At 72.6% G+C, this 25,940-nt stretch carries 25 protein-coding genes; 10 read left to right on the plus strand and 15 right to left on the minus strand.

All coding sequences use genetic code 11. The annotated features are described in order from the left end of the window. The first annotated feature begins 88 nt into the window (after positions 1 to 88). Positions 89 to 823, plus strand: coding sequence for an SDR family NAD(P)-dependent oxidoreductase (locus EIZ62_RS05720; RefSeq protein ID WP_156691629.1), 735 nt, complete (start codon positions 89 to 91; stop codon positions 821 to 823). 90 nt (positions 824 to 913) lie between these two features. On the opposite strand, the gene alc is transcribed toward EIZ62_RS05720, so the two are convergent. Then, complete coding sequence (alc, locus tag EIZ62_RS05725; RefSeq protein ID WP_156691630.1) at positions 914 to 2,026, minus strand: allantoicase; 1,113 nt, start codon at positions 2,024 to 2,026, stop codon at positions 914 to 916. Between the two features lie 5 nt (positions 2,027 to 2,031). Further along, positions 2,032 to 3,366: an allantoinase AllB gene (gene allB, locus EIZ62_RS05730; protein ID WP_244376132.1), complete on the minus strand. Its 1,335-nt coding sequence runs from the start codon at positions 3,364 to 3,366 to the stop codon at positions 2,032 to 2,034. 348 nt (positions 3,367 to 3,714) lie between these two features. Between allB and EIZ62_RS05735 the strand changes: the two genes are divergently transcribed. After that, positions 3,715 to 4,524 carry an IclR family transcriptional regulator gene (locus EIZ62_RS05735; RefSeq protein ID WP_156691632.1) on the plus strand — a complete coding sequence of 270 codons (810 nt, stop codon included), beginning with the start codon at positions 3,715 to 3,717 and terminating at the stop codon, positions 4,522 to 4,524. A 54-nt stretch (positions 4,525 to 4,578) separates the two neighbouring features. Here EIZ62_RS05735 and EIZ62_RS05740 read toward each other — a convergent pair whose 3' ends face one another. Next, positions 4,579 to 5,070, minus strand: coding sequence for a DUF6194 family protein (locus EIZ62_RS05740; protein WP_156691633.1), 492 nt, complete (start codon positions 5,068 to 5,070; stop codon positions 4,579 to 4,581). 87 nt (positions 5,071 to 5,157) lie between these two features. Here EIZ62_RS05740 and EIZ62_RS05745 point away from each other — a divergent pair, with 87 nt between their 5' ends. Beyond that, positions 5,158 to 5,868 (plus strand): MerR family transcriptional regulator, encoded by a 711-nt coding sequence (locus EIZ62_RS05745; RefSeq protein WP_341873928.1) that lies wholly within the window; start codon positions 5,158 to 5,160, stop codon positions 5,866 to 5,868. A 54-nt stretch (positions 5,869 to 5,922) separates the two neighbouring features. Here the strand turns inward: EIZ62_RS05745 and EIZ62_RS05750 are convergent, their stop codons facing one another. Both EIZ62_RS05750 and EIZ62_RS05755 read right to left on the minus strand, forming a co-directional pair. Beyond that, positions 5,923 to 6,234 carry a DUF5955 family protein gene (locus tag EIZ62_RS05750; protein WP_156691635.1) on the minus strand — a complete coding sequence of 104 codons (312 nt, stop codon included), beginning with the start codon at positions 6,232 to 6,234 and terminating at the stop codon, positions 5,923 to 5,925. Positions 6,235 to 6,326: 92 nt separating this feature from the next. After that, entirely contained in the window at positions 6,327 to 8,234 is a 1,908-nt protein-coding gene (locus EIZ62_RS05755; protein ID WP_156691636.1) for a serine/threonine-protein kinase, read from the minus strand. 152 nt (positions 8,235 to 8,386) lie between these two features. Between EIZ62_RS05755 and EIZ62_RS05760 the strand changes: the two genes are divergently transcribed. Next, positions 8,387 to 9,028: a nucleotidyltransferase family protein gene (locus EIZ62_RS05760; protein ID WP_156691637.1), complete on the plus strand. Its 642-nt coding sequence runs from the start codon at positions 8,387 to 8,389 to the stop codon at positions 9,026 to 9,028. A 228-nt stretch (positions 9,029 to 9,256) separates the two neighbouring features. After that, positions 9,257 to 10,879, plus strand: coding sequence for a malate synthase A (gene aceB, locus EIZ62_RS05765; RefSeq protein ID WP_156691638.1), 1,623 nt, complete (start codon positions 9,257 to 9,259; stop codon positions 10,877 to 10,879). A gap of 104 nt (positions 10,880 to 10,983) precedes the next feature. Here the strand turns inward: aceB and EIZ62_RS05770 are convergent, their stop codons facing one another. Together EIZ62_RS05770 and EIZ62_RS05775 are read right to left on the minus strand one after the other, a co-directional pair. Next, positions 10,984 to 11,949 (minus strand): fibronectin type III domain-containing protein, encoded by a 966-nt coding sequence (locus EIZ62_RS05770; protein ID WP_167536338.1) that lies wholly within the window; start codon positions 11,947 to 11,949, stop codon positions 10,984 to 10,986. A gap of 97 nt (positions 11,950 to 12,046) precedes the next feature. Continuing rightward, a complete protein-coding gene (locus EIZ62_RS05775) occupies positions 12,047 to 14,326 on the minus strand; it encodes a hypothetical protein (RefSeq protein ID WP_156691639.1) in 2,280 nt (759 codons plus the stop codon). A gap of 133 nt (positions 14,327 to 14,459) precedes the next feature. Between EIZ62_RS05775 and EIZ62_RS05780 the strand changes: the two genes are divergently transcribed. From EIZ62_RS05780 to EIZ62_RS05790, 3 genes are all read left to right on the plus strand, one after another. Next, on the plus strand, positions 14,460 to 15,062 hold the full coding sequence (locus tag EIZ62_RS05780; protein ID WP_156691640.1) for a hypothetical protein: 603 nt from the start codon (positions 14,460 to 14,462) through the stop codon (positions 15,060 to 15,062). 84 nt (positions 15,063 to 15,146) lie between these two features. Further along, positions 15,147 to 15,731 (plus strand): TIGR03086 family metal-binding protein, encoded by a 585-nt coding sequence (locus EIZ62_RS05785; protein WP_156691641.1) that lies wholly within the window; start codon positions 15,147 to 15,149, stop codon positions 15,729 to 15,731. 45 nt (positions 15,732 to 15,776) lie between these two features. After that, positions 15,777 to 16,364, plus strand: a complete 588-nt coding sequence (locus tag EIZ62_RS05790) for a 3'-5' exonuclease (protein ID WP_156691642.1) — start codon at positions 15,777 to 15,779, stop codon at positions 16,362 to 16,364. A gap of 180 nt (positions 16,365 to 16,544) precedes the next feature. On the opposite strand, the gene EIZ62_RS05795 is transcribed toward EIZ62_RS05790, so the two are convergent. From EIZ62_RS05795 to EIZ62_RS05830, 8 genes are all read right to left on the minus strand, one after another. Continuing rightward, positions 16,545 to 18,002, minus strand: a complete 1,458-nt coding sequence (locus tag EIZ62_RS05795; RefSeq protein WP_167536339.1) for a nucleobase:cation symporter-2 family protein — start codon at positions 18,000 to 18,002, stop codon at positions 16,545 to 16,547. A 270-nt stretch (positions 18,003 to 18,272) separates the two neighbouring features. Further along, complete coding sequence (locus tag EIZ62_RS05800; RefSeq protein ID WP_156691643.1) at positions 18,273 to 19,673, minus strand: 8-oxoguanine deaminase; 1,401 nt, start codon at positions 19,671 to 19,673, stop codon at positions 18,273 to 18,275. Positions 19,674 to 19,718: 45 nt separating this feature from the next. Then, positions 19,719 to 21,119, minus strand: a complete 1,401-nt coding sequence (locus tag EIZ62_RS05805) for a nucleobase:cation symporter-2 family protein (protein ID WP_156691644.1) — start codon at positions 21,117 to 21,119, stop codon at positions 19,719 to 19,721. Positions 21,120 to 21,188: 69 nt separating this feature from the next. Continuing rightward, a complete protein-coding gene (gene pucL, locus EIZ62_RS05810; protein ID WP_156691645.1) occupies positions 21,189 to 22,112 on the minus strand; it encodes a factor-independent urate hydroxylase in 924 nt (307 codons plus the stop codon). Positions 22,113 to 22,119: 7 nt separating this feature from the next. After that, the gene (gene uraH, locus EIZ62_RS05815) at positions 22,120 to 22,524 is read right to left on the minus strand and encodes a hydroxyisourate hydrolase (RefSeq protein ID WP_156691646.1); all 405 of its coding nucleotides are present in this window, start codon (positions 22,522 to 22,524) and stop codon (positions 22,120 to 22,122) included. Beyond that, entirely contained in the window at positions 22,521 to 23,066 is a 546-nt protein-coding gene (gene uraD / locus EIZ62_RS05820) for a 2-oxo-4-hydroxy-4-carboxy-5-ureidoimidazoline decarboxylase (RefSeq protein WP_167536340.1), read from the minus strand. Before uraD ends, uraH begins: the two co-directional genes overlap by 4 nt. Positions 23,067 to 23,218: 152 nt before the next feature. Further along, positions 23,219 to 23,596 (minus strand): helix-turn-helix domain-containing protein, encoded by a 378-nt coding sequence (locus EIZ62_RS05825; protein ID WP_156691647.1) that lies wholly within the window; start codon positions 23,594 to 23,596, stop codon positions 23,219 to 23,221. Next, positions 23,593 to 23,856: a YkoF family thiamine-binding protein gene (locus EIZ62_RS05830; protein WP_156691648.1), complete on the minus strand. Its 264-nt coding sequence runs from the start codon at positions 23,854 to 23,856 to the stop codon at positions 23,593 to 23,595. The genes EIZ62_RS05825 and EIZ62_RS05830 overlap by 4 nt, the downstream gene beginning before the upstream one ends. Before the next feature lie 264 nt (positions 23,857 to 24,120). On the opposite strand from EIZ62_RS05830, the gene EIZ62_RS05835 reads away from it, so the two are divergent. Further along, positions 24,121 to 24,960 carry a TIM barrel protein gene (locus tag EIZ62_RS05835; protein WP_156691649.1) on the plus strand — a complete coding sequence of 280 codons (840 nt, stop codon included), beginning with the start codon at positions 24,121 to 24,123 and terminating at the stop codon, positions 24,958 to 24,960. Between the two features lie 34 nt (positions 24,961 to 24,994). Then, a complete protein-coding gene (locus EIZ62_RS05840; protein WP_156691650.1) occupies positions 24,995 to 25,885 on the plus strand; it encodes a 2-hydroxy-3-oxopropionate reductase in 891 nt (296 codons plus the stop codon). Positions 25,886 to 25,940 lie beyond the last annotated feature (55 nt).

The raw sequence follows: 25,940 nt of genomic DNA on the forward strand, positions 1-25,940 counted from the left end.
AGGCAGACGTCCGTTTACCGCCGGTGCGGCGAGCCCTCGTCCGGTGTGATTGAACGCGCAACCATCAAGAGGCACGACGGAGGACACCATGAACGGCAGGACGGCCCTCGTGACCGGCGGCAGCCGCGGCATCGGCGCCGCCACCGCACTGCGGCTGGCCCAGCAGGGCGCGGACGTGGCACTCACCTACGTACGGGACGAGGAGGCGGCCCGGGAGGTGGTACGGAAGGTGGAGGCGACCGGCCGGCGCGGGTTCGCCCTGCGCGCCGACGCGGGCGAGGCCGGTGAGGCGGCGGAGGTCGTGGAGCGCGCCGCGCGGGCCCTCGGCGGGCGGCTGGACGTGCTCGTCAACAACGCGGGCATCGGGGTGCTGGGCCCGCTGGAGAACCTCACGGCGGCCGACGTGGACCGGGTCCTGGCGGTGAACGTGCGGGGCGTGTTCCTGACCTCGCAGGCGGCCGCGGCCCGCATGGGCCGGGGCGGGCGGATCGTCACGATCGGCACCTGCATGACCCGGCGGGTGCCGGGGCCGGGCGGCACCCTCTACACGATGAGCAAGGCGGCGCTGGTCGGCCTGAACAGGGCGCTCGCCCGGGAACTCGGCGCACGGGGCATCACGGCCAACATCGTTCACCCGGGGCCGGTCGACACGGACATGAACCCGGCGGACGGCCCCTACGCGGACGGTCAGCGCGCGCTGACGGCGCTCGGCCGCTTCGGCGTGCCGGACGAGGTCGCGGCGATGGTGGCGTACCTGGCCGGTGAGGACGCGGCGTACGTGACGGGCGGCGAGTTCTCGGTGGACGGCGGCCACGCCGCGTAGGCCGCCCGCGGGAGGAGCGCGGGGGCGCACCGGTGCTGTCGGGCCGGTGCGCCCCCGCGTACGGGCAGGTGTCGTGCTGCCCGGGCCGGGTCAGTTCAGCTGGTCGTGGCGGGCGGCCAGGCGCTTGGCGCCCAGTGCCGTCAGCGAGCCGAACAGGCGGAGGCGGGAGATGCCGCCGTCCGGGTAGATGTCGATGCGTACGTGGGTGCCGACCGCGGGCTCCGGCAGGACGAACCGGTGGTTGGTGTCCGGCTGGAGGCGGGTGCGGGGCAGGACCTCGGTCCAGTCGCCGTCCTCGCCGTCGCGTGACGACAGGGCGGCCCAGCCGGCGCTGTTGCCCTTGAGGTACGCGGTGTCGATCTCCACGGCGCGGATCGCGGACTGCTCCACCAGCTGGTAGCGGATCCAGTCGTTGCCCTTGTCGCGGCGGCGGCGGGTCTCCCAGCCGTCGTCCATCTTGCGGGAGCGGCCCGGCTGGATGGTGTTGGTGGCGGGCGAGTAGAAGCGGTCGGAGGCGTCCTCGACGCGGCCGCCGTTCTCCAGCGCGACGACGTCGAAGGTGCCGAGCACGGCCAGCCACTCCGGGTCGGGGGCGACCTCGCCGTACACGCGCAGGCGGGCGATGCCGCCGTCGGGGTGCTGCTTGACGCGCAGGTGCGTGAAGCGGCGCTCGGCGTCGACGGCGAAGCCGTTCGCGGCGTGGCCGCCGATGGCGGTGCGCGGGACGAGCGTCGTCCACTCGACGTCGTCGGCGAGCAGGGCCTCGGGCGACGGCGAACCGGCCACCGAGGTCGCCTCGACGGACACGGCCTGCGGGTAGTTGCCGCGGAAGTGGGCGGTGTCGACGACGATGCCGCGTACGACGCCGGGCGCGCCGAGCCGTACCAGGGCCCAGTCGTGGTCGTCGTCCGTGGGGTGGGGCTCGGTGGCGGACACGCCGCGGCGGCGGCGCGTCTCCCAGCCGTCCATGATCTTGCCCTTGTGGCCGAAGTGCTCGGGGTCGAACTCGGCGGGCTCGGGCTTGAGCATGTTCTCGCGCTCGGCGAAGAACTCGTCGTTGGCGGCGATGACGCCCGCGCCGAGGCGGCGGTCGGCCAGGTCGACGAGACCGGTGAAGGGGAGGTCCGCGGTGCGGTAGTCGGCGTACGGGTCACCGCCGCCGTAGGGGCTGGCGTCGCCGGTGAAGCGGGATATGCCGGTCACGGGGGTCACGTGTTCCTTTCGAGGAGCCGGCCGGTCGGCTCGGCGAGGGTGCCGTTGTCGGCGATGCGGACGCCGCGCAGCCAGGTGGACCTGACGACGCCGTGCAGGGTCTTGCCGGCGTAGGCGGTGACCTGGTTGCGGTGGTGGAGCGCGGCCGGGTCGACGGTGAACGTCTCGTCGGGCGCGAGGACGGCGAAGTCGGCGTCGCGGCCGGGCTCGATGGCGCCCTTGCGGTCCAGGCCCGCGAGCCGGGCCGGGGCGGTGGACATCCAGCGGACGACGTCCTCGAGCGTGTGGCCGCGGCGGCGGGCCTCGGTCCAGATGGCGGGCAGGCCCAGCTGGAGGGAGGAGATGCCGCCCCAGGCGGTGGAGAAGTCGGGGGTCTTCAGGTCGGCGGTGGAGGGCGAGTGGTCGGAGACGATCGCGTCGATCGTGCCGTCGGCGAGGCCCTCCCACAGCGCGTCCTGGTTGGCGGCCTCCCGGATGGGCGGGCAGCACTTGAACTCCGTGGCCCCGTCCGGCACCTCCTCGGCGGTGAGGGTGAGGAAGTGCGGGCAGCTCTCGACGGTGATCTGCACGCCGTCGCGGCGGGCGGCGGCGATCAGCGGCAGGGCGTCGCTGGAGGACAGGTGGAGCACGTGCACGCGCGCGTCGAGCCTCTTGGCCTGGGCGATGAGGTTCTCGATGGCGGTGTTCTCGGCGTCGCGCGGCCGGGAGGCGAGGAAGTCGGCGTACTTCGGCGAGCTCTTCTGCGGGGCGGCGGCGAGGTGGTGCGGGTCCTCGGCGTGGACGATCATCAGGCCGCCGAAGCCGGCGATCTCGGCGAGCGAGGCGGTCAGCTGCTCCTGGTCCAGCTCGGGGAACTCGTCCACGCCGGAGGGCGACAGGAAGCACTTGAAGCCGAAGACGCCCGCGTCGTGCAGCGGCCGGAGGTCCTTGACGTTGTCGGGCAGGGCTCCGCCCCAGAAGCCGACGTCGATGTGGGCCTTGGCGCGGGCCACGTCCTGCTTGGTGCGCAGGTTGCCGACCGTGGTGGTGGGCGGCAGGGAGTTGAGCGGCATGTCGATCAGGGTCGTGATGCCGCCGGCCGCGGCGGCCCGGGTGGCGGTCCAGAAGCCCTCCCACTCGGTGCGGCCGGGGTCGTTCACGTGGACGTGGGTGTCGACGAGGCCGGGGAGGACGACGTGGTCGCCGACGTCCTCCAGCCGGGCTCCGGCCGGTACCTCGGCGTCGTGGGGCAGCACCGCCGCGATCCGGCCGCCGGCGACGGCGACCGAGGCGGGGCGGGTGCCCTCGGGGGTGATGACGCGCGTCGAGCGCAGCACCAGAGTCACGTCCACGTTGCCGTTCAGCTCCACGTTCCCGTCCACATCGCCTCTCAGACCATCATTCTTCAACGAACTGTTGAAGGAGTCTTCCTCCGACGATCCCACCCCGTCAAGAGTCCCCCGACCCTCCGCCGGGTGGCGAACGGGCGGCTTGGATGTTTCCATGAAGTGGAAAGCCAATTTCGCACAGGAGAACGTAGCTCCCCACAGGAGGGGCACCCACCGGCCTCCGCGGAACCCCGTGGACACCCGGACAAAACAGCGCCTGACCGGCGAAGACGTCCCACTGCGGGCGATGTGTCCGCCGACGGGGCCCGGTAGGCTGCTGACTTGCCCATCCGCCTCGAAAGGACCGTTGACGTGCCGACGTCCAGCGCCAGCACCACCGACGCCGCCAAGCCCGCCGCCGCGACCGGCGGTGTCCAGTCCCTGGAGCGTGCCTTCGACCTTCTGGAGCGGATGGCCGACGCCGGGGGCGAGGTCGGGCTGAGCGAACTCTCCTCCAGCAGCGGACTGCCCCTGCCCACCATCCACCGCCTGATGCGCACCCTGGTCGCCTGCGGGTACGTCCGCCAGCAGCCCAACCGCCGGTACGCGCTCGGCCCCCGCCTCATCCGCCTCGGCGAGTCCGCCGCCCGCCTCCTGGGCACCTGGGCCCGCCCCTACCTCGCCCGCCTGGTCGAGGAGACCGGCGAGACCGCGAACATGGCGCTGCTCGACGGCGACGAGATCGTGTACGTCGCGCAGGTGCCGTCCAAGCACTCGATGCGCATGTTCACCGAGGTCGGCCGGCGCGTGCTGCCGCACTCCACCGGCGTCGGCAAGGCGCTGCTGGCGCACACCCCGCCGGAGGAGGTCCGGGCGCTGCTCGCCCGCACCGGCATGCCCGCCGCGACCGAGAAGACGATCACCACCCCCGACGGCTTCCTCGGCGCCCTGGAGCAGGTGCGCCACGCCGGTTACGCCGTCGACGACAGCGAGCAGGAGATCGGCGTGCGCTGCATCGCGGTGTCGGTCCCCGACTCCCCCACCGCCGCCGCCATCTCCATCTCGGGCCCGGCCGGCCGCGTCACCGAAGCGGCCACGGAACGGATCGTCCCGATCCTCCAGGGCATCGCCAAGGAACTCTCCACGGCACTGGCGAACCCCGCGAACAACGGCCAGGCCTGACGTCCGCCGCGCGAGCCCACCCCCATGGCGGCGACGGGTACGTCTACCCAGAGGTCACCGTCCTGGACCGCGGCGGGTCGTCGATTCAGCGCGCCGCGCATGGCGTGCGCGTGCCGACTCGTGGGCCGTCCGCAGCAGTTCGCGTACCGACGCTTCCGTGCGCTCGCCCGGGTTCACCACTGCCAGCCAGCCGGCGGCACCGTAGACGGGGTGCGCGATCACGGTGTCGGTGGCGCTGGGGTCGGCCTCGGCGGAGGCCGGTTCGCGTGGCTCGTGACCGGTCCACCGGATGAACGCCTCCTTCCCGGCGGCGACATTCACGCGGAAGGTGTCCGGCCGGTCCAGACGCGACGCCTCGTCGCCGGGACAGTCCTTGGTCACGACCGTCGCGAACGGTTGCCGCGTCGCCGGAATGGCGCCGTCGGGTGCGTAGTAGAAGAACGTGTCGCCCCAGCTGATCTCGGGCGTGCCGTCGCCGGGTGCGGGCCTGAGGGTCAGGACGCCGTCGAGCCCGCCCACGAAGCTGATGATCTCGTCGATGGTCATGTGGTCCAGCGTGGCATTCACGTGCATGTGGAGACTTCGGGGCCGAAACAGAGGGGATGCCGGATGCCAAGTCTCAAATCTGGGGGTATGCGCCCCGCTGATGTGGCGCGGCGCGCAGGGTATTCCGTTCAGCACGTTCGCAATCTCGAGCGCGACGGTGTGCTTCCGCCCGCGAGCCGCACGGCCACGGGCCACCGGACGTACGGGGAGGTCCATCTGCGGTCCGCACTGGCCTATCGGGCCCTCGCCGCGGGCGTGGGCCCGATCGAGGCCAAGAGGATCGTCCGGGCCTTCCACCAGCGCCCCACCTCGGAGGCGCTGGCCCTTCTCGACGCGGCGCACGCCCGGCTCGACACGGAACGCGCGGAACTGAGGCAGGCCACCCAGGCCGCCCACGCGATCGCCGGCGAGCCGATCGAGGACGTGAGGGCCTCGGACGCGATGAGCGTCTCCGAACTCGCCGCCGCCCTCGGTGTGCGCCCTTCGACGTTGCGGCACTGGCACGCGGAGGCCCTGGTCGTCCCGCACCGCGACCCCGTGCGGGGAACGCGACGGTACACACCGGCTCACGTGCGGGACGCGCGGATCGTTCACCAACTGCGCAAGGCCGGATACGGCATCACACCCCTTCGGGCGCTGATGCCGGAGTTGCGGCGCAACCGCCGTGGGGAGGACGTCGTTGCGGCGCTGGCCGCCAGGGACGTCACCCTCACCGCTCGTTCCCGCGCGCTCCTCGACGGCGCCGCCGCACTCAGCGCGGTGCTCTCCCTGCACGGGCGAACGCGGGGCAGCGCCTGACCCTGGAGCGGCGGTGGGCGGCCCGCTGCCGCCCGGACCACCGCTGACGGGGCTTCACTGAGCCTGTTCGCCGAACAGCTCCACCGCCCGGCGTACGCCGGTGAGCGCGTCGCCGAGGGCGCTGACCGAGCCGAGCGCGCCCGCGAGGAGCAGTAACGACCGGCGCAGCCGCCGTACTTCGGGCACGCCGGTGAGGGTCATGGCGGCGAGTGCGGCCAGTTCGTCCTCGGCTATGCCCCGGTCGGCGAAGTCGGCCGGGTGGCCGGCGAGTTCACGGCGGAGGCGGGCGACGGCGGCGCGCAGTTCCGTCACCCTCGGGTCCTCGTCGCTGTCGGCCGCGCGCCTCTGCCCCATGCTGCGCAACAAAAGCTCTCCCGCCCCTTGCACGCACTACGTTGTGCGCCCGTCCCTTTACTTAACGCCATGACGGGCGGGGAGCGCCACTCCTCCGGCGAAACTCAGGAGGTGCCTTCCGCCGCGATGGCGCCGCGCCAGACGGTGACGTCGAGGGTGACGTAGTGACTGGGGTCGGATTCGGGCGACTTGCCCTGGTAGGTGACCAGTCCGACGTGGCCGCCGTTGGTCAGGACGCAGAGCTGGGAGCCCTTGGACAGGGAGTCCAGGTCGACCCGGTCGGCATAGCGGGTCTCGGTCCGGCAGGTGTTGAGGTCGCCCTTCTGGCCCGCGCGCAGGAGGATGAGCCGTCCGTCCTCGACGGAGATCTTCTCCAGGCTCCAGTCGTAGGCGACGTCGACGTTGGCGTCGTCACCGAGCGGCTTGACGGGGTCGTCCGCCAGCGTCAGGTGGTAGCCGTCCGTGAGGTCGATGCCCTGGTAGGTGGCGGGCTCCGGGTCGGCGACCGGCTCCGGGGGCTTCTGGGAGGAGGGCGTTTCGGGTGAGGGGGTCGCCCCGCCCGGGGCGTTGTCCACGGGCTCCTGCTGCGCGGGGGTGGAGTCGCCGGTGGCAGGGTCGCCGCTCTTCGCCGCCTGGTTGCCGCCCTTGGTGTCGTCGCCCTTCATGAGGTAGTACACGCCGCCGCCGGCGAGCCCCGCCACGAGGAGCGTGGCGGTCAGCGCCAGCAGCAGGTTCCGCTTGGTCTTCTTGCGGGGCGGGGTGGCGGTCGTCGTGGTGGCGCCGACCGGGGCCGGACCGGTGTGCGGGGGCGGCGTGGGGTGGGCCTGGGGGTAGCCGTAACCGGGCGCGCCGGGGGCCGGGTGGGTCTGCGGGTAGCCGTAGCCGGGTGCGGGCGCGGAGGCGTGGGTGTGGGGCTGGGTGGGCGCGGGGCCGAAGCCGGGCGGCGGGGTCGCCGGGGCGGCATGGGCCGTCGGGGCGTGCGCCGCCGGGGCCTGCTGGGGGGCCTGGGCGGGCGGCGGGGTCGCGGGAGCGGCCGGGGCGGCGGGTGCCGTGGGCGGCTGGGCGGGCGGCGGGGGCGTGGTGGCCGCGACGGGGGCGGGCGCGGCGGCGCGGGTGGTGATGTCCGCGGCGACCGCGCCGGGCAGCCACTCCTCGGGGCGGCGCAGCGTGGTCTGGTCGCTGGCCGCCTGGCACAGGGTCAGGATGTCGGCGACGGACGGGCGTTCGGCCGGGTCCTTGGCCAGGCAGCGGGTGACCAGTTCGCGCAGCCGGTCCGGGAGCCCGTCGAGCTGCGGCTCCTCGTGGACGATCCGGTAGAGCACGCCGTGCGAGGTGCCCTCGCCGAACGCGGGGCTGCCGAGGGCCGCGTACGCCGTGACCTGGCCGAGGGCGAAGATGTCGGTGGCCGCGGTGACCGTGCGGCCGGCCGCCTGCTCGGGCGACATGAACGAGGGGGTGCCGATGGTCACTCCGCTGCCGGTGAGCGAGGTGGCGTCGGCGGCCCGCGCGATGCCGAAGTCGATGACGCGCGGCCCGTCGGCGGCGAGCAGGACGTTCGCGGGCTTGAGGTCGCGGTGCACGATTCCCGCGCCGTGGATGACCTGGAGGGCCTCGGCGATTCCGGCGACCAGCAGCAGGACCGTGTCGACGGGCAGCCTGCCGTGGGCCTGCACCGCGTCGGCGAGGGACGGGCCCGGGACGTACGCGGTGGCCAGCCAGGGCTGACGGGCGTCGGTGTCGGAGTCGATGACGGGCGCGGTGTAGAGGCCCTGGACGCGCTGGGCGGACTTCACCTCCTGGGCGAACCGGCGCCGGAACTCGGCGTCCTCGGCGAAGTCGGGGCGGATCACCTTGATGGCGACCGGCCGGCCGCCGGGGGTGTACGAGAGGTACACCTTGCCCATGCCGCCGGCGCCGAGCCGGGCGGCGAGGCGGTATCCCGCCACCGACCGCGGATCGTCGCCCTCCAGCGGCTGGAAGACCGTTCCCTGGCGTGCCGGACCACCACTCATGAATTCCTGTCCCCCGTATCGCACTTCGCGCTGCCGGCTCGGCAACGCCGCTCTCGTCGACCGCTCTTCTCGATCCCGACCCGCACCTTATCCAAGGCGGAGCCCCGCATTCACCCGCGCGCCGGGGCGGGCGCATGCGGTATGCACTCCACATGGGACATACGACAACAGACGGACCACGGATCGCCGGGCTCCTCCTCGCGGCCGGTGGCGGCCGGCGGCTCGGCGGGCGGCCGAAGGCCCTTCTGGAGCACCGGGGCCGCCCCCTGGTCGAGCACGCGGTGGCGGTACTGCGGGCGGGCGGCTGCGACGTGGTGCACGTGGTGCTGGGCGCGGCCGCCGGCGCCGTACGGGAACGGGCCTCGCTGCCGGGGTGCGTCCTGGTCGACAACCCGGACTGGGAGGGGGGCATGGGGTCGTCGTTGCGCGTGGGGCTGGCGTCACTGGCCTCGCCGCCCCCGGCCCCTGCGGGCGGCGCGGACGCGGCCGGCGCGGACGCCGTCGTCGTGTCACTGGTGGACCAGCCGGGGATCGGGCCGGAGGCGGTGCGCCGGGTGGCCGCCGCGTACCGCTCGCGCGGCGCGCTGGCGGCCGCCGCGTACGACGGGAAGCGCGGCCATCCGGTGCTCATCGGGGCGGACCGGTGGGCGGACGTGGGGCTGAGTGCGGAGGGCGACCGCGGGGCACGCGCGTACCTGAAGGCGCACGAGGCGGCGATCGTCCTCGTCGAGTGCGGGGACGTGGCGGAGCCGTACGACATCGACACGGTGGACGACCTGGCACACCTGGAGTGAACGGCGTGGCACTCAGCGCCATGTTCTGTCGACCCAGAGAATCTCGACATCAACAAACCATTGAACTTCCACCATGAGGAAACTAGTATCCACTGTTCAGAAGCACCCGATCGTCAGAAGGCGCCCGTGACCGTATCTCGGCTCCCACGGCACTCAGTGCCGCGCGTGAATGCCCGGCGGCCGCTGCACGCGCCGTGCCACAGTCCCCGCTGAAGGAAGTGACAGCTCATGTCCGCACCAGCGCCGTCCCCGCTGGCCATCGTCGAAGCCGAGCCCCTGCCCCGGCAGGACGAGGTCCTCACCGACGCGGCCCTGGCCTTCGTGGCCGAGCTGCACCGGCGCTTCACGCCCCGGCGTGACGAGCTCCTCACCCGCCGCGCCGAGCGCCGAGCCGAGATCGCCCGCACCAGCACCCTCGACTTCCTCCCGGAGACCGCACAGCTCCGCGAGGACGACAGCTGGAAGGTCGCGCCGGCCCCGGCCGCGCTGAACGACCGCCGTGTCGAGATCACCGGCCCCACCGACCGCAAGATGACCATCAACGCCCTGAACTCGGGCGCCAAGGTCTGGCTCGCAGACTTCGAAGACGCGTCCGCCCCCACCTGGGAGAACGTCGTCCTCGGCCAGCTCAACCTGATCGACGCCTACGAGCGCAGGATCGACTTCACCGACCCGCGCACCCAGAAGTCGTACGCCCTCAAGCCCGCCTCCGAGCTGGCGACGGTCGTCATGCGCCCGCGCGGCTGGCACCTGGAGGAGCGCCACCTGCGCTTCGACGGCCGCCCCGTCCCCGGAGCCCTCGTCGACTTCGGCCTGTACTTCTTCCACAACGCCCAGCGCCTCATCGACCTGGGCAAGGGCCCCTACTTCTACCTCCCGAAGACGGAGTCGCACCTGGAGGCCCGCCTCTGGAACGACATCTTCGTCTTCGCCCAGGACTACGTCGGCATCCCGCAGGGCACCGTCCGCGCCACCGTCCTGATCGAGACGATCACCGCCGCGTACGAGATGGAGGAGATCCTCTACGAGCTGCGCGACCACGCCTCCGGCCTGAACGCCGGCCGCTGGGACTACCTGTTCTCCATCGTCAAGAACTTCCGTGACGGCGGGTCCAAGTTCGTCCTGCCGGACCGCAACGCGGTGACGATGACGGCGCCGTTCATGCGCGCGTACACCGAACTGCTGGTCCGCACCTGCCACAAGCGCGGCGCCCACGCGATCGGCGGCATGGCGGCCTTCATCCCGTCCCGCAAGGACGCCGAGGTGAACAAGGTCGCCTTCGAGAAGGTCAAGGCCGACAAGGACCGCGAGGCCGGCGACGGCTTCGACGGCTCCTGGGTCGCCCACCCCGACCTGGTCCCGATCGCGATGGCCTCCTTCGACGCGGTGCTGGGCGACAAGCCCCACCAGAAGGACCGCCTCCGCGAGGACGTCTCCGTCGCGCCCGGCGACCTGATCGCCATCGACTCGCTCGACGCCAGGCCGACGTACGACGGCCTGCGCAACGCCGTTCAGGTGGGCATCCGTTACATCGAGGCGTGGCTGCGCGGCCTGGGCGCCGTCGCCATCTTCAACCTGATGGAGGACGCCGCCACCGCCGAGATCTCCCGCTCCCAGATCTGGCAGTGGATCAACGCGGGCGTCGTCTTCGAGAACGGCGAGCGGGCCACCGCGGACCTGGCCCGCCAGGTGGCGGCCGAGGAGCTGGCCGCCGTCCGCGCCGAGATCGGCGAGGAGGCCTTCGCGGCCGGCACGTGGCAGCAGGCGCACGACCTGCTCCTGAAGGTCTCGCTCGACGCCGACTACGCGGACTTCCTCACGCTGCCCGCGTACGAGCAGCTCGTGCGCTGACCGCGTTCCCCACCCGAGGACCGCTCCGCCCCCTGGCGTCGCACTGCGCCGGGGGGCGGAGTCGTGCCCGGACCGCTGCCCGAATTCGGGGCGACCCGACCCGGTCAGGGAATGACGACGGTCCGCTGCGCCGAGAAGTCCCCCCAGGTGCCGTCGGGGAGCCTGGCGCGGAGCTTCGCGGTGTAGCGGGTGCCGGGGCCGTCGGTGACGGTGAAGGTGTACGCGGCCTTCCCCGGGGGCGGCGTCGCGCCCCACACGATGGTGGTCGCGAACTTCCCGTTGAGGTACAGCTGGTGCTCCTTGACCGGGGCACCGGTGCGGGGCGGGGTCCAGGTCAGGGTGACGCCGCCCTTGCGGGCCGTGGCGGTGAGGCCCGTCGGGGCGGTGCTCGGACCGGCGCCGGGGGCCGGGGCGGTGGTGACGTCGACCGGCGGGCTGTCTGGCGAGGCGTTGTCGGCGGCGTCGCGCGCGCGGACCGTGAAGGTGTAGACCGTGCCCGGCCGGAGGTGGGTGACGCGGGCGGTGGTCGCGGTGCCGGGGACGCTGTGCACGCGGGAGTCGGCCTGGTAGATGTCGTACGCGGTCACGCCGGCGTCGTCCGAGGCGCGCCCCCAGGTGAGCACGGCCTCGTGGGAGCCGGCGGCGGTGCCGCGGAGGGCCGGCGGGCGGGTCGGGGGCGTCCGGTCGTCGGGCGCGGCGGGCGGCGTGGTGACCGTCGCTGCGGCGCTGGGCGCGGACAGGTTGCCGGCGGCGTCCCGGGCGCGGACGGTGAAGCTGTACGCGGTCGAGGGGGCGAGCCGCTCGACGTCGACCATGCGCTTGCCGGCCGGAACCGTCATGACCCTGCGCCCCCGCTGGAGCACCTCGTACGCCGTGACGGCCCGGTCGTCGGACGAGCGCTCCCACATCACGTGGACGGACGTGGCGCTGCCCGCCTGGGCGGTGACGCCCGAGGGCGTGGACGGGCGCGCGGTGTCCTTGGAGTCGCCCGCGTCCGCGCCGCCGCCGCACGCGGTGAGCAGGAGGGCGGCGGAAGCGGTCAGCACGGCGGCGGTGAGCGGGCGTGACACGATCGGCCTCCACGGGCGACAGGCTATTGGTCCAGACCTGTATGGCACATGGGGCGGACGGGTTTCAAGAGGCGGGACGACCTCAACGGCGTTGCCGTCACGGGGTCTTCGGCAGGGGGCGCCCCTGGCGCAGCGGTCCGGCCGCGTGCGCCGCGAGGGACGCCACCGTGGGGTCGGGGTGGTGTGCGGCGACGCCTTCGAGGACGCGGAGGGCGGTGCCCCCGCGGGAAGCCGGGCTGTCGGCCCTGACCAGGGCCTCGACGAGGGCGGGGGCGCCGCCGGGCCAGGCCGCCGCGGCGGCGTCGAAGGCGGCGGGCAGCGCCCGGGGCGGGGTGTCCCGGTCCGGTTCCCCGCCGCTCCGCCCGGCGGCCCGGGCGTGGGTGCGCAGGTCCCGGCGTCCGTACTCGGCCAGCGTCTCCAGGGTCAGCGCCGCTCGGGCGCCCAGCGGCACGCGCTCGGCGTCGGCGGGGCCGGCCTCGCCGCGGGAGACCAGCAGCCGGTGGGCGTGGGCCCCGGTGACCGGCCGGGCGAGGGCCGCGCGCAGCGCCTCGGCGGGGACGGCGGCGAGCGCGAAGCGGGCGAAGACGGCGGCCGTGTCGACCCCGGCGGCCCCGTGGTCCCCGTCCCGGTCCTGGTCCCGTTCCCCGCGCCGGTCGTCCCCGCCCCGGTCCCGGGCCGCCCGGTCGTCGGCGCCCGCGCCCGTCCCGGCGCCGGCTGCCTCGGCGGCGTCGAGCAGCGCGCTCCAGGCGGTGAGGCCGCGGCCCGCCGTCCACCGCCCGAGGGTGTCGGCCGCGGTCCGCTCCGGCCAGCTCCGGACGGCGGCGACGACCTCGGCCGCCTCCCACTCGGAGACCTCCTCGGCGTCCGGCACCGCCACGTGACCGGCGCTCAGGACGTGCCGCAGGACGGCGCTCCCGAGCGGGGTCAGGCCGTACGCGTCGTCCACCCGGTAGACGCAGCCCGTCGCGGCCAGCCGGTCGACGACGTCCGCCAGGGCGCGGGCGTGCTCCTCGATCCCGGCCAGTTCCTCGTCGCCGGGGTCCGGGACGCCCAGGAGGGCGGGGAGCAGGTCCCGGGGCGGCATCTCGTACGGCTCGTGCGCCGGCCGGTCCGGCCCGCGCTCGGGGACCTCCACGGGCGCGTCCTCCAGTTCCGGGTCGACCGGCAGGTCGCCGTTCTCCGCGGCCTTGCGCACGACGGAGTCGGCGGTGCCGCCCCGCTCGTAGAGCGCGTACAGCAGGTGCGCGGCGTCCTGCGCGTACTCCGAGTCGGAGGTGGAGCCGATGTCCTCGACCACGGCGGCCAGGATGTCGGCGGCGAGCTCGGTCAGCTCCTCCGGGGTACCGTCGGTCCATACGGTGGCGGCGGCGCCGTCGAAGCAGCGTTCGGCGAGTTCGTGCGGGACGTCGTCGGAGCCGGCGGCCAGCGCGGCCGGGAGCGGGGCCGCGTGCAGCAGTGCCCCGATCTCCTCCGGGGCGGGCGGCGCGGGCGGCGGCGGGAGGGGCCGGCGGGAGTCGCCGTAGTAGTCGAGGTGTTCGCCGAGCAGCCGGTCCGCGAGGGCGAAGTGGGGGATCGACTCGGGGCCCGGCGCGAGGCCGGCGTGGGGGCCGTCCGGTCCGGCGAGCGCGGCGGCGAGCCCGTCGGCCGTCCAGCGGTCGCTCAGCGCGGCCGCGATCCGCTCCAGCTCGGCGGGCAGGGCCTCGTCGGGCCGGTCCGCCCCCAGGGGCCCGCCGGGCAGCAGCGGGCCGGCCGGCGAGGGCTCCTCGACGTCGCGGGCGAAGGCGGCGAGCAGCGTCTCGCCGAGTTGCGCGCGGGCGGTGAAGGTGCGGGCGGCGACGTCGGAGCGGTGCAGGGGCGCGGGGAGCGCGGGCCGTTCGGCGTGCGGGGTGTCCTCGTGGGCGGCGAGCCACGCCCGTACGGCGGCGGGGTCGTCCGCGTCGGCCCCGTCGGCGCGCAGCAGGGACGCGTACCAGCGCGGCCAGGTGAGGTTCCACGGGTCGGCCATGGCCCGGCGGAACTCCGGCAGGGCGTCCTCGATCGCGGCGAGCAGCCGGGCGTGCCGCTTGGTGTTCAGGCGCCCGGCCGCCCGGGCCCGGTCGGCGAGCGCGACGAGCACCTCGGGCACGGCGTCGGTCTCCTCCGGGCCGGCCCACAGCAGGGCGGGCAGGTCCTCGTGGAGCACGGGGCCCAGCAGCCGCGCGGTCGGCTCGGGCACGCCGGTCCTGCGCTCGGCTCCGCGGAGGGCGAGCAGCGTCAGGACGGCGTCGGCGGCGCGTGGGGGCAGGGGGGCTTCGCCGCGGGCCTCCCGTTCCTCGTCCGCCCGGCTCAGGAAGTCGTCGAGTCCGGTGTTCAGCGCAGGGGTACGGATCACGGTCACTCGGGGAGCGTATGGTCCGCGTCCGGCCCGGCGCCGCTCGCGCACGGCCGGGGTAGCCCGATCAGGCGATGCCGTTGTCAGTGGGGTGCGCTTCACTGGATCCATCACTCTCCGTGACCATGTTGGGGGGATCATGACGGGGCGTCTGACGTATGTGACGTTCACCGGGCTGCGGGAGCGCGGGTGGACGGACGGGATGGTGCGGGAACTGCTGGGAGAGCCGGACGTGCAGGGCCGGGACCCGCGGCGGTGGTCGGTCGCGCCGGTGCGGCTGTTCCTGCTGGCGCGGGTGGAGGCGGTGGAGCGGACACCGGAGTTCGCGGCGTGCTCGGCGGCCGCCGGGCGCGGCGGGGCGGCGGCCCGGGCGGGGGCGGAGCGCCGGAGGCAGGCGGTTCTGGCGGCGTTGCGGGCGGAGCCGATCCGGGTGCCGAGGCTGCCGCGGGCGGAGCTGGAGCGCCGCGCGGTCCGGCACCGCCGGCTGGTGTCGGGCGAGCCCCCGGGCGGTGGCGGCGGCCCGGGGCCGGGGGCGGTGCGGCCCGGGTCTCCCGGGGCGTTGGCGGCGTGGCAGGTGGACTACCTGCGGCATGTGCTGAGCCGGTACGACGCGCTGCTGGACGGCCTCTTCGGGGCGACCGGGAGGGCGGAGGCCGAGCGGCTGCTGCGGGAGCGGGTGTACGGGGCGATCGCCCGGGCGTACCCGTGGCTGGCGGCGGAGTGCGGGCGGAGGGCGCGGTGAGGGCCGACGATGAGATTCCGGGCCCGTCGCGGTCTGCCCACGGGACGTACCGAAGACGTACGGACGGACACCTACGGAGAGAACATGATCGATCTTGGACCCGCGACCCTCGGGGTGACGCGGCTGCTGGACGCCGTCGGGGACGACCGGCTGGACGGCCCGACGCCCTGCCCCGACTACACCGTGCGGGACATCCTCGCCCACCTGGAGGGGCTGGCGGTCGCCTTCCGCGACGCCGCGGGGAAGGACCTCGGGCCCACCACGGACACGGATCCGGGGACCGGTCTGCCGCCGCTCACGGAGGACTGGCGCACCGCGCTCCCCCGCCGGCTCGACGAGCTCGCCGCCGCCTGGCGCGCCCCGGAGGCGTGGGAGGGCACCACGCGGGCCGGCGGGGTGACCCTGCCCGGGGAGGTGGCCGGGCTGGTCGCGCTGAACGAGGTGCTGATCCACGGCTGGGACCTCGCCCGGGCGACCGGCCAGGGGTACGCCCCGGACGAGGCGTCCCTGGAGATCTCGTACGCCTTCCTCGCCCCGGGCGCGGACGACCCCGCCGAGCGCGGCCCGTTCGGCCCCCCGATGCCGGTGGCCGACGGGGCGCCCCTGCTCGACCGGGTGATCGGCCTCAGCGGCCGGCGACCGGACTGGCGTCCGGGGGTGGCCGCGTGAAAACCGGATGAGCGGTGCGGGGGCGCCGTGCCATGCTCCGGAACCATGGCACGCCCTCCCCGACCCAGTCTGTACATCTCCGTCGACATCGAGGCCGACGGTCCCATCCCCGGGCCGTACTCGATGCTGAGCATCGGGGCGGCGGTGGCGGGCCGGCAGGACGCCGACGCGTACACGGCGGCCGACCCGCAGGCGCGCACGTTCTACCGGGAGCTGCGGCCCATCAGCGAGGACTTCGTCCCCGAGGCGCTCGCGGTGAGCGGCCTGGACCGGGCGCGGCTGCTGCGTGAGGGCGCCGAACCGAAGGCCGTCCTGTACGAGTTCAGCGCCTGGGTGCGGAGGGTGAGCGGGGACGCCCAGCCGGTCATGTGCGGCTATCCGGCCGCGTACGACTGGACGTTCCTGTACTGGTACCTGATGCGGTTCACGGGCGCGAGCCCCTTCGGCCACTCCGGCTGCATGGACATGAAGACGCTGTACGCCACCAAGGCGCGTCTGCCGCTCCGGGCCGTGGCCAAGCGGACGATGCCGCCCGAGCTGCTGTCCCGACGGCGCCACACGCACCACGCCCTGGACGACGCCATCGAGCAGGCGGAACTCTTCAGCAACCTGATGGCGTGGCCGGGGGCTTGAAGCCGGGGGCCGGATGACGGCCGAGCCTGAACTCGGGGGCTTGGTGCCGGGTCGTGTCCGGGGCCCGACCTCGGTGTTTGTGCTGGCGCCCTGAGGCTGGGGCCGAGCCCACGCCCCCGACGCGCGGCGGGCGCGTACGGCACCCCGTCGGTGCCGTACGCGCCCGCCGGGCCGGGGCGGTCAGTGCGCCGGGGCCGGCTTCGCGGTGCGGGTTTCGGAGATCTCCTCGCCGGGTTCCATCGGGGCGGTGACCTCGTCGGCGTCGCGGCCTCCTTTGCCCAGGTGGTTGAAGACCAGGTTGAGCAGGACGGCGGCGACGCAGCCGGTGGAGATGCCGGAGTCGAGGATGATCTTCGCGGTCTCCGGGAACGCGTGGTAGAACTCCGGCGCCGTGATGGGGATGATGCCCACGGCCAGTGAGACGGCCACGATCAGGACGTTGTTGTCCTTCTCCAGACCGGCCTTGACCAGCGTCTGGATGCCGCTCGCGGCGACCGAGCCGAAGAGGACGACGCCCGCGCCGCCCAGCACCGGGCGCGGGACGACCGAGATCAGCGAGGCGGCGACCGGGGAGAGGCCCATGAGGACCAGGAAGCCGCCGCCCGCGGCGACGACGAACCGGCTGCGGATCCTCGTCATGGCGACGAGCCCGATGTTCTGGGCGAAGGCGCTGCACATGAAGCCGTTGAACAGCGGGCTGATCGCCGAGCCGAGGGTGTCGGCGCGCAGGCCGGCGGCGATGGTCTTCTCGTCGGCGGGCCGTTCGACGATCTCGCCGAGCGCGAGCATGTCGGCGGTCGACTCGGTCATCGACACCAGCATCACCACGCACATGGAGATGATCGCGGCGAGGGCGAACTGCGGGGCGCCGAAGTGGAACGGTGTCGGGAAGCCGACGATGTCCGCCTCCGTGACCGGGCTGAAGTCGGTGGCGCCGAAGGGTATGGCGATGAGCGTGCCCAGCACCAGGCCTATCAGTACGGCGATCTGCTTGACGAAGCCGCGGGTGAAGCGCCGGAGCACCAGGACCAGCACCAGGGTGATCGCCGCGAGGGAGAGGTAGGTGGTCGAACCGTAGTCGTCCGCCGCCGGATTGGGGCCCTGCGCCCAGCCGAACGCGACCGGCAGCAGGGAGACACCTATCAGGGTGATGACGGTGCCGGTGACGACCGGCGGGAAGAAGCGGACCAGCTTGCTGAAGTAGGGCGCGGCGATGAAGCCCAGCAGGCCCGCGACGATGATCGCCCCGAAGATGACCGGGAGCGCGTCGGCCTTGTCGTCGGTGGTGTCGATGATGGCGAGCATGGGGGCGACACCGGCGAAGGTGACGCCGTTGACGAACGGGAGCCGTGCGCCGATCTTCCAGACGCCGAGGGTCTGGAGGAAGGTGGCGAGGCCCGCTGTGAAGAGGCTCGCGCCGGTGAGGAAGGTGAGTTCGGTGCCGGACAGCCCCACGGCCGCGCCGACGATCAGCGGCGGGGCCACCACGCCCGCGTACATGGCGGCCACGTGCTGGAGGCCGCTGGTGAACATCTTCAGGGGCGGGAGCGTCTCGTCGACCGGATGCTTCCGGTCCGCCGGGGCGGCTCCTGCGTCGGTGGCGTCTTCGTCGTTGCGAAACCTGGGCTTGGCGGCCACGTGGGTTCCTCCGGTCGGTTACACGTGCTGTGGGACGTGGATTTCAGGGAGGTGCTGCAGGTGTTGCGCCCGGGGGGTGTGTCGTCCAGGGGACCGACACCCTTCACCGTTCCGGGGGGTGCGTACCTCATTGCGGTACGGCACCCCCCGGTCCGGCTGCCGCGGACCCCGCTCGGGTCCACGGCGACCGGTCGAGGGCCGTCCCCCTCGACCGGACTTCGTGGATCGCCCACCGCGCGTGGAGCGCGGGCGGCGATGTGCGCCCGGGGCTCAGCCCTGGGCGGCGATCCGGGCGAGGCGCTGGGCCTCTTCCCGGGTGGAGCGCGCGATGGCGTCCTCGTCGACGGTGAGCAGGCGGTCGTTCTCGACGATCTGCTTGCCGTTGACGAACGACGCGGTGACCGGGGCCGCCGCGCCGAAGACGAGTGCGGTCACCGGGTCGGCGATGGAGGCGTGGGCGAGCGTGTCCAGCTTCCACAGCACCAGGTCGGCGAGCTTGCCCGCCTCGAGGGAGCCGATCTGCGTGGCCCGGCCGAGGACCTGGGCGCCGCCGAACGTACCGAGGCGCAGGGCCTGCCGTGCGTTCAGGGCGGCCTCGCGGTGCACACTGTTGAGGCGGTTGATCAGCAGCGCGTTGCGCAGCTCGGTGTGGAGCTCGCCGGACTCGTTGGAGGCGGTGCCGTCGACGCCGAGGCCGACCGGGACGCCGGCCTTGAGCATGTCCGGTACGCGCGCGATGCCGGCGGCGAGGCGGGCGTTGGACGACGGGCAGTGGGCGACACCGGTCCTCGTCCGGGCGAAGGCCTCGATGTCGGAGTCGTTCATGTGGACGCAGTGCGCCATCCACACGTCCTCGCCGAGCCAGCCGGTGGACTCGAAGTAGTCGGTCGGGCCCATGCCGAACAGTTCCTTGCAGAACTGCTCCTCCTCCACGGTCTCCGAGCCGTGGGTGTGCAGCCGGACGCCGAGGCGGCGGGCCAGCTCGGCACCCTGCTTGAGCAGTTCGGTGGAGACGGAGAACGGGGAGCAGGGGGCGACGGCGACCTGCGTCATGGCGTCGAAGGAGGCGTCGTGGTGCTTCTTGACGGTCTCCTCGGTGGCGGCGAGGGCGCCTTCGAGGGTCTCGACGGCGAAGTCCGGGGGCAGGCCGCCGTCCTTCTCGCTGCGGTCCATGGAGCCGCGGGCCAGGGTGAAGCGGACGCCCATCTCGGAGGCGGCCTTGATGATGGCGCCGGACAGGTCGCCGGAGTCCTTGGGGAACACGTAGTGGTGGTCCATGGCGGTGGTGACGCCGCCGCGGGCCATCATGGCCAGCGAGCCCTGGGCCGCCGAGTACCCCATCTGCTCGTCGATGCGCGCCCACGTCGGGTAGAGGGCGACGAGCCAGTTGAAGAGGTTGTGGTCGGTGGCCAGGCCACGGGTGATCCACTGGTAGAAGTGGTGGTGGGTGTTGATGAGGCCGGGGGTGACGAGGTGGCCGGTGGCGTCGATGCGCCGGACCACGTTCTCCAGGTTGGCGGGGGCCTTGCCCGCCCCGACCGACTCGATCCTGTTGTCCGCGATGACGAGGTGGCCCGAGGCGTACTCGGTGTCGTTCGCGTCGACGGTCGCGATCGCGCAGTTCTCGATCACGATGCGCTGGGTGGCGCTCTGGGCTGCCGAAGGTGCCATGGTGCTTCCTTCTTCTGTCAGTGGCGGTGTGGGCACGGCAGGACCCTAGGAGGATTTGAGTGCCGGGACCGTCTGACGGCTCCGGGTGCCGAGATGGTGGAAGAACAGGTTGAGCAGGACGGCGACGAGTGCCCCGGCGCTGATGCCGGAACCGAGCACGGTCTGCGCCCAGGCGGGGAACTCCGCGTAGAAGGTGGGCGCGGCGAGCGGGATGATGCCCGCTCCGAGGGCGACGGCCACCAGGATGATGTTGGAGCTGTCGTCGAGGCCGGCCTCGGAGAGCGTACGGATGCCGCTGACCGCGATCGAGCCGAAGAGGACGATACCGGCTCCGCCCAGGACGGGCATGGGGACGAGCGACACGACCGCGCCGAGCACCGGGAACGTTCCGAGGACCAGGAGCGCGCCACCGGCGACCGCGACGACGTAGCGGCTGCGCACCCGGGTCAGGGAGACGACGCCGACGTTCTGGGCGAACGCGGAGGTGGGGAACCCGCCGAAGACGGGTCCGACCAGGGTGGCGAGGCCGTCCGTGCGCAGGCCGCGGGTGATGGTCCGCCCGTCGGTGCGGCGCTCGCAGATCTCGCCGAGGGCGAGCATCCCGGCGCTGGACTCGGTCATCAGGACCAGCATCACGATGCACAGGGAGAGGATCGCGGCGGGCTGGAACTCGGGGGTGCCGAAGGCGAAGGGCGAGGGCAGCGCGGCGACCGGCGCGTCCTTCAGGGCGGCGAAGTCGGCCATACCGAAGGGGATGGCGGCGAGGGTGCCGATGAACAGACCGAGGAGCAGGGCGATCTGTTTGACGAAGCCCCGGCCGAAGCGCTGGAAGAGCAGGATCACGACGAGCGTGAAGGCGGCGAGCGCGAGGTACTTCATGGCTCCGAAGTCGGCGGCGCTCTTGTCCCCGCCCTGCGCCCAGCCGACCGGTACGGGCATCAGGGTCACCCCGATGAGGGTGATGACGACGCCGGTGACGAGCGGCGGGAAGAAGCGCAGCAGCCGGCCGAAGAAGGGGCCGACGGCGAGGCAGAACACTCCGGCGACCATCACCGCACCGTAGATGGCGGGCAGTTGGTGACCCGGGGCGCTGGTCTCGGCGATGGCGAGCATCGGCGCGATACCGGCGGAGGAGGCGGCGTTGACGAACGGGAGCCGGTTCCCGGCGATGTTCGTGACGCCGATGGTCTGGAGGATGGTGGCGAGGCCGGCGATGAGCAGGCTCGCCGCGATCAGCCGGGTCATCCCGGCGGTGTCCAGGCCGACGGCCTGGCCGATGATGAGCGGAGGGGTGACGACGCCCGCGTACATGGCGGCGATGTGCTGGAGCGCGGCGGGGACGAGCCGTGCGAGGGGGAGCTTTTCGTCCACCGGGTGGCAGGGGATCTTCTCCGGTGGGGTGGAACACGGGCCTTCAGGTGCCGGCCCCATTGCGGGCTGTGCCATTGCTGTTCCCTCCGGTCCGGTGCCGCCCCGCCCGCTGCGGGCGGGGCGGGGCGGTCATCGGCCTGGCAATCAGAGGTTGGTCATGTCGACCGGGATCTGCGGCTCCACACCGTCCCGGAGGATGGTGGCCTCGATGAGGCCGTACGGGCGGTCCGCCGCGAAGTAGACCTCGTTGTCGTTCTTGAGCCCGAAGGGCTCGAGGTCGACCAGGAAGTGGTGCTTGTTCGGCAGGGAGAAGCGCACCTCGTCGATCTCCGACCGGTTGTTGATGATGCGCGAACCCATCTGGTACAGCGTCTGCTGGAGCGACAGGGAGTACGTCTCGGCGAAGGCCTGGAGCATGTGCTTCCGCACCTGCTCGTAGGACTTCTCCCAGTTGGGCATCCGCTGCTCGTCGTCGGTCCAGTTGAACCGCCAGCGGCCGGAGACCTGGGTGGCGAGGATGCGGTCGTACGCCTCCTGGAGGGTGGTGTACTTGTCCTTCACGTACCCCCAGAACTCCGAGTTGGTGGAGTTCATGACGACCAGGTCCTTCAGGCCGGATATGACCTGCCAGTTCTCACCGTCGTAGGTGATCTCCGAGACGCGGGTCTCCTGGCCCTTGCGGACGAAGGAGTGCTTGACCTCGTCGGCGCCGATGAACTTGGAGTTGGCGTCGGAGGTGGCGATGCGCTCCCAGGCGTACTCCTCGATGCGGATGCGCGCCTGGTGGATCGGCTCCTGCGAGGTCACGAAGTGACGGGCGAGGTGGATGCCGAACTGCTCGGCGGACTCGATGCCGTACTCCTTGGCGAACGCGTACACCGTGTTCTTGGTGGTGTCGGTCGGCAGGACGTTGGCGTTCGAGCCGGAGTAGTGGACGTCGTCCATGTCGCCGGAGAGGGCGACCGAGACGTTGAGGTCCTTGATGTGGTGGGTGTCGCCGTCCCGCGTGATCTTGACGACGCGGTTCTCTGCTTTGCCGTACTGGTTCTGGCCGAGAATCGTGGGCATGTGTCTGCTAGCTCCCTCGGTAAACGGAGTAGCCGAACGGGTTGAGCAGCAGCGGTACGTGGTAGTGCTCGCCCGGGACGACGGCGAACGTGATCGCCACCTCCGGGAAGAACGCGCCGCTGTCCCTTACGCGGGGGGCGTCCTGCTGCGCCTCGGCTTGCTTCACTGTGTTGTCGGAACCCGTGAAGTACGCCTCGGTCTCGAAGTCGAGACGTACGTGGGTGGTGCCTTCCGGCAGGGCCGGCAGGTCCTTGCATCGCCCGTCCGCGTCGGTCGCCGAGCCGCCGAGCGCCACCCATCGCGCGCCGGACCCGCTGCGGGCCGACAGGGAGATGGCGACGCCCTCGGCGGGGCGGCCGATGCTGGTGTCCAGGATGTGCGTGGACACCGACGCCGTGGTCTCGGTGCTCATGCGGCGCTCTCTTCCTCTACGAGACGGGTCAGCCGGATGCGGTTGATCTTGCCCAGTTCGGTGCGGACGATCTCCCGCTCCTGCTCGGGCGAGTTCTCGATCCGGGTGCGGACCGCGTCGCGCATCTGCTCGCCGGTCCGGCCGGTGGCGCAGATCAGGAAGACGTGACCGAACTTCTCCTGGTAGGCCAGGTTCAGTTCGAGCATCTCCGCCTTGAGTTCCTCGGAGGCGCCGGCCATCCCGCTCTGCTCGCGGGAGGAGGTCGGGTCTCCGGGCTTGGGGCGGCCGATCGGCGGGTGTCCCGCCATGGCCTCGGCCAGGTCTTCCGCGGTCAGCTCGGCCATGGCGGCGTCACTGGCGAGAAAGAGGGCCTCGGTGGTGGCGTACGGGCGCTGGGCGAGCAGTTTGCTCCCCCAGGCCGAGCTTGCACACACCTCGTGCAGGGCGGCGAGCGCGTCGCCGTCCGCGGAGGTGTTGAACCGTGTGAGGCCCGCGGTGGGTTCGGGGGTCTCCCCCGAGAAGCGCTGTGTACTCGAAGTCACGGGAGCCTCCGTGGCTGTATTCCTGTGCTTGGACGGGCTGCGGATAGCTAACGCCCTCGCCCAACGCGCCGTCAACACTTTGTTGAAACTTCGGTGACACAAAAGCCGCCGTCCCGGCATCCGGACGGCGGCTGACTCCACAACGTACTCACCTACTCACTCTTCGCGGCGTTTTCCCTGTTCAGGTAGTTATAGACGGTGAACCGGCTGACCCCGAGGGCGCCGGCGACCGTCTCCACACCGTGCCGGACGGAGAACGCGCCGCGCGCCTCCAGGGTCCGTACGACGGCCTGCTTGGTCTTGCGGTCCAGCTCCGAGAGCGGTTTCCCGTGCCGGCGCTCCATCGCCGCCAGGATGTGGTCCAGGGAGTCGGCGAGCTGGGGCAGGCGGACGGCGACGACGTCCTCGCCCTCCCAGGCGAGGACGACGTCGTCGGCCGTGGCCTGCTCCGGCCCCATCATCTGGGCTCCCATCGCGTCCACCAGCGGCTTCACCGCGGCGACCAGGGGGTGATCTCCCGGCTCGGTCACTTCTCGCCCTCCCCGGCCTCGCCGATCACGTTGACCTGCAGCGAGACCCGGGTGGCACCCGCGCCCAGGGTCTGCCGGAGCAGGGCGTCGACCGCGGTGAGCACCGCGTCCGCACCGCCTTCGGCCGTATTGCCGAACGGCCCCACGTCCACGGCGTCCAGATCGGCCGCCTGAATGACCTCCCGGGCCACCACCGCATGAGCGGGCGCCTCGTCCAGGTCAAAGGGCTCTGTCGTGAACTCCACTCTCAGTCGCTGCATGCCCCCACGTTAAGCAATGGCGCCACCGCGGGCGACGGCGGAGGTGGCGGGGTACGCCGAGGCGATGCGCCCCGCCTCGGCGCCCCCCTCTGTCTCAGCGCGCCGCAGGTTGTAGCGCCGCACAAGCGGGCGGGGTGTCGTTCGGGGGTTCGGCCGGAAGGCGCGATTTTTGCCGTCCGCCCTTGACAGCCCTCCCCCACGACAGGCAATCTTCCGTTAAGCAGAAACGAACTTCCGCAATACGGAAGGAGCGCCGAACCCCTCATGGGATACACGGACCAGCGCTTCAATGTGAACCTGTCGATCCTCTTCACCGAACTCCCGCTCCTGGAGCGTCCCGCGGCCGCCGCCGCGGCCGGCTTCACCGCGGTCGAGCTGTGGTGGCCCTGGATCGAGACGCCGACGCCCGACCGGCGCGAGCTCGACGCCCTGAAGAAGGCTCTGGACGACGCCGGCACCCAGCTGGTCGGCCTGAACTTCTACGCGGGGCAGCTGCCCGGCCCCGACCGCGGCGCCCTGTCCGTCCCCGGTGAGGAGTCGGAGCGCTTCCGCGCCAACATCGAGGTGGCCGCCGACTTCGCCGCCTCCGTCGACTGCAAGGCCCTCAACGCCCTGTACGGCAACCGCGTCGACGGCGTCGACCCGGCCGTACAGGACGAGCTCGCCCTGGAGAACCTGGTCCTGGCGGCCCGCGCGGCCGACCGGATCGGTGCGATCCTGCTGATCGAGGCGCTCAACAAGCCGGAGTCGCCGCGCTACCCCCTGGTGAGCGCCCCGGCCGCCGTCGCGGTCGTCGACAAGGTCAACGCGGCCACGGGTCTTGGCAACGCCAAGTTCCTGCTGGACCTGTACCACCTGTCGATGAACGGTGAGGACCTGCCCGAGGTCATCGAGAACTACACCGCCAAGACCGGCCACGTCCAGATCGCCGACAACCCGGGCCGCGGCGCGCCGGGCACCGGCGACCTCGACCTCGAGGGCCTCCTCGACCGCCTGAGGAAGGCCGGTTACGAGGGCTGGGTCGGCCTGGAGTACAAGGCCGGCGACCGCCCGAGCGCGGAGAGCTTCGAGTGGCTTCCGCGGTCGCAGCGCGCGGCCAACTGACGTCACGTACAACAGTTTTGAGAGAGGTACCCTCATGAGCACGCTCCCCAAGATCGCGTGGATCGGTCTCGGCATCATGGGTTCGCCCATGTCCGAGAACCTGCTGAAGGCCGGCTACCCGGTCACCGGCTACACGCTGGAGCAGGACAAGCTGGACCGGCTGGCCAAGGCCGGCGGCACGGCCGCCAAGTCGATCGCCGAGGCCGTCGCCGACGCGGACGTGGTCATCACCATGGTCCCCGCGTCCCCGCAGGTCGAGGCCATCGCCTACGGTCCCGAGGGCATCCTCGAGAACGCCAAGCAGGGCGCCCTGCTGATCGACATGTCCTCGATCACCCCGCAGACCTCCGTCGACCTGGCGAAGGCCGCCGCCGACAAGGGCATCCGGGTGCTGGACGCCCCGGTGTCCGGCGGTGAGGCCGGTGCCATCGAGGCGGTACTGTCGATCATGGTCGGTGGCGAGCAGGCCGACTTCGACACCGCCAAGCCGATCCTCGAGGCGCTGGGCAAGACCATCGTCCTGTGCGGCCCGCACGGCTCCGGCCAGACGGTGAAGGCCGCCAACCAGCTGATCGTCGCGGTGAACATCCAGGCCTGCGCCGAGGCCGTGGTCTTCCTGGAGAAGTCCGGCGTCGACCTCAAGGCCGCGCTCGACGTCCTCAACGGCGGGCTGGCCGGCTCGACCGTGCTGACCCGCAAGAAGGACAACTTCCTGAACCGGGACTTCGCCCCCGGCTTCCGGATCGACCTCCACCACAAGGACATGGGCATCGTGACCGACGCCGCCCGCAACGTCGGCGCCTCGCTGCCGGTCGGCGCCGTGGTCGCCCAGCTGGTCGCCTCCCTGCGCGCGCAGGGCGACGGCGGCCTGGACCACTCGGCCCTGCTGCGCGCCGTCGAGCGCCTCTCCGGCTCGCAGGTCTGAGCCCTCTCGCAGGTCTGAGCCTTCCGGCTCCCCAGATTTCCGGGCGGCGTCGTCG

Source organism: Streptomyces ficellus (assembly GCF_009739905.1).
Lineage (GTDB): Bacteria > Actinomycetota > Actinomycetes > Streptomycetales > Streptomycetaceae > Streptomyces > Streptomyces ficellus_A.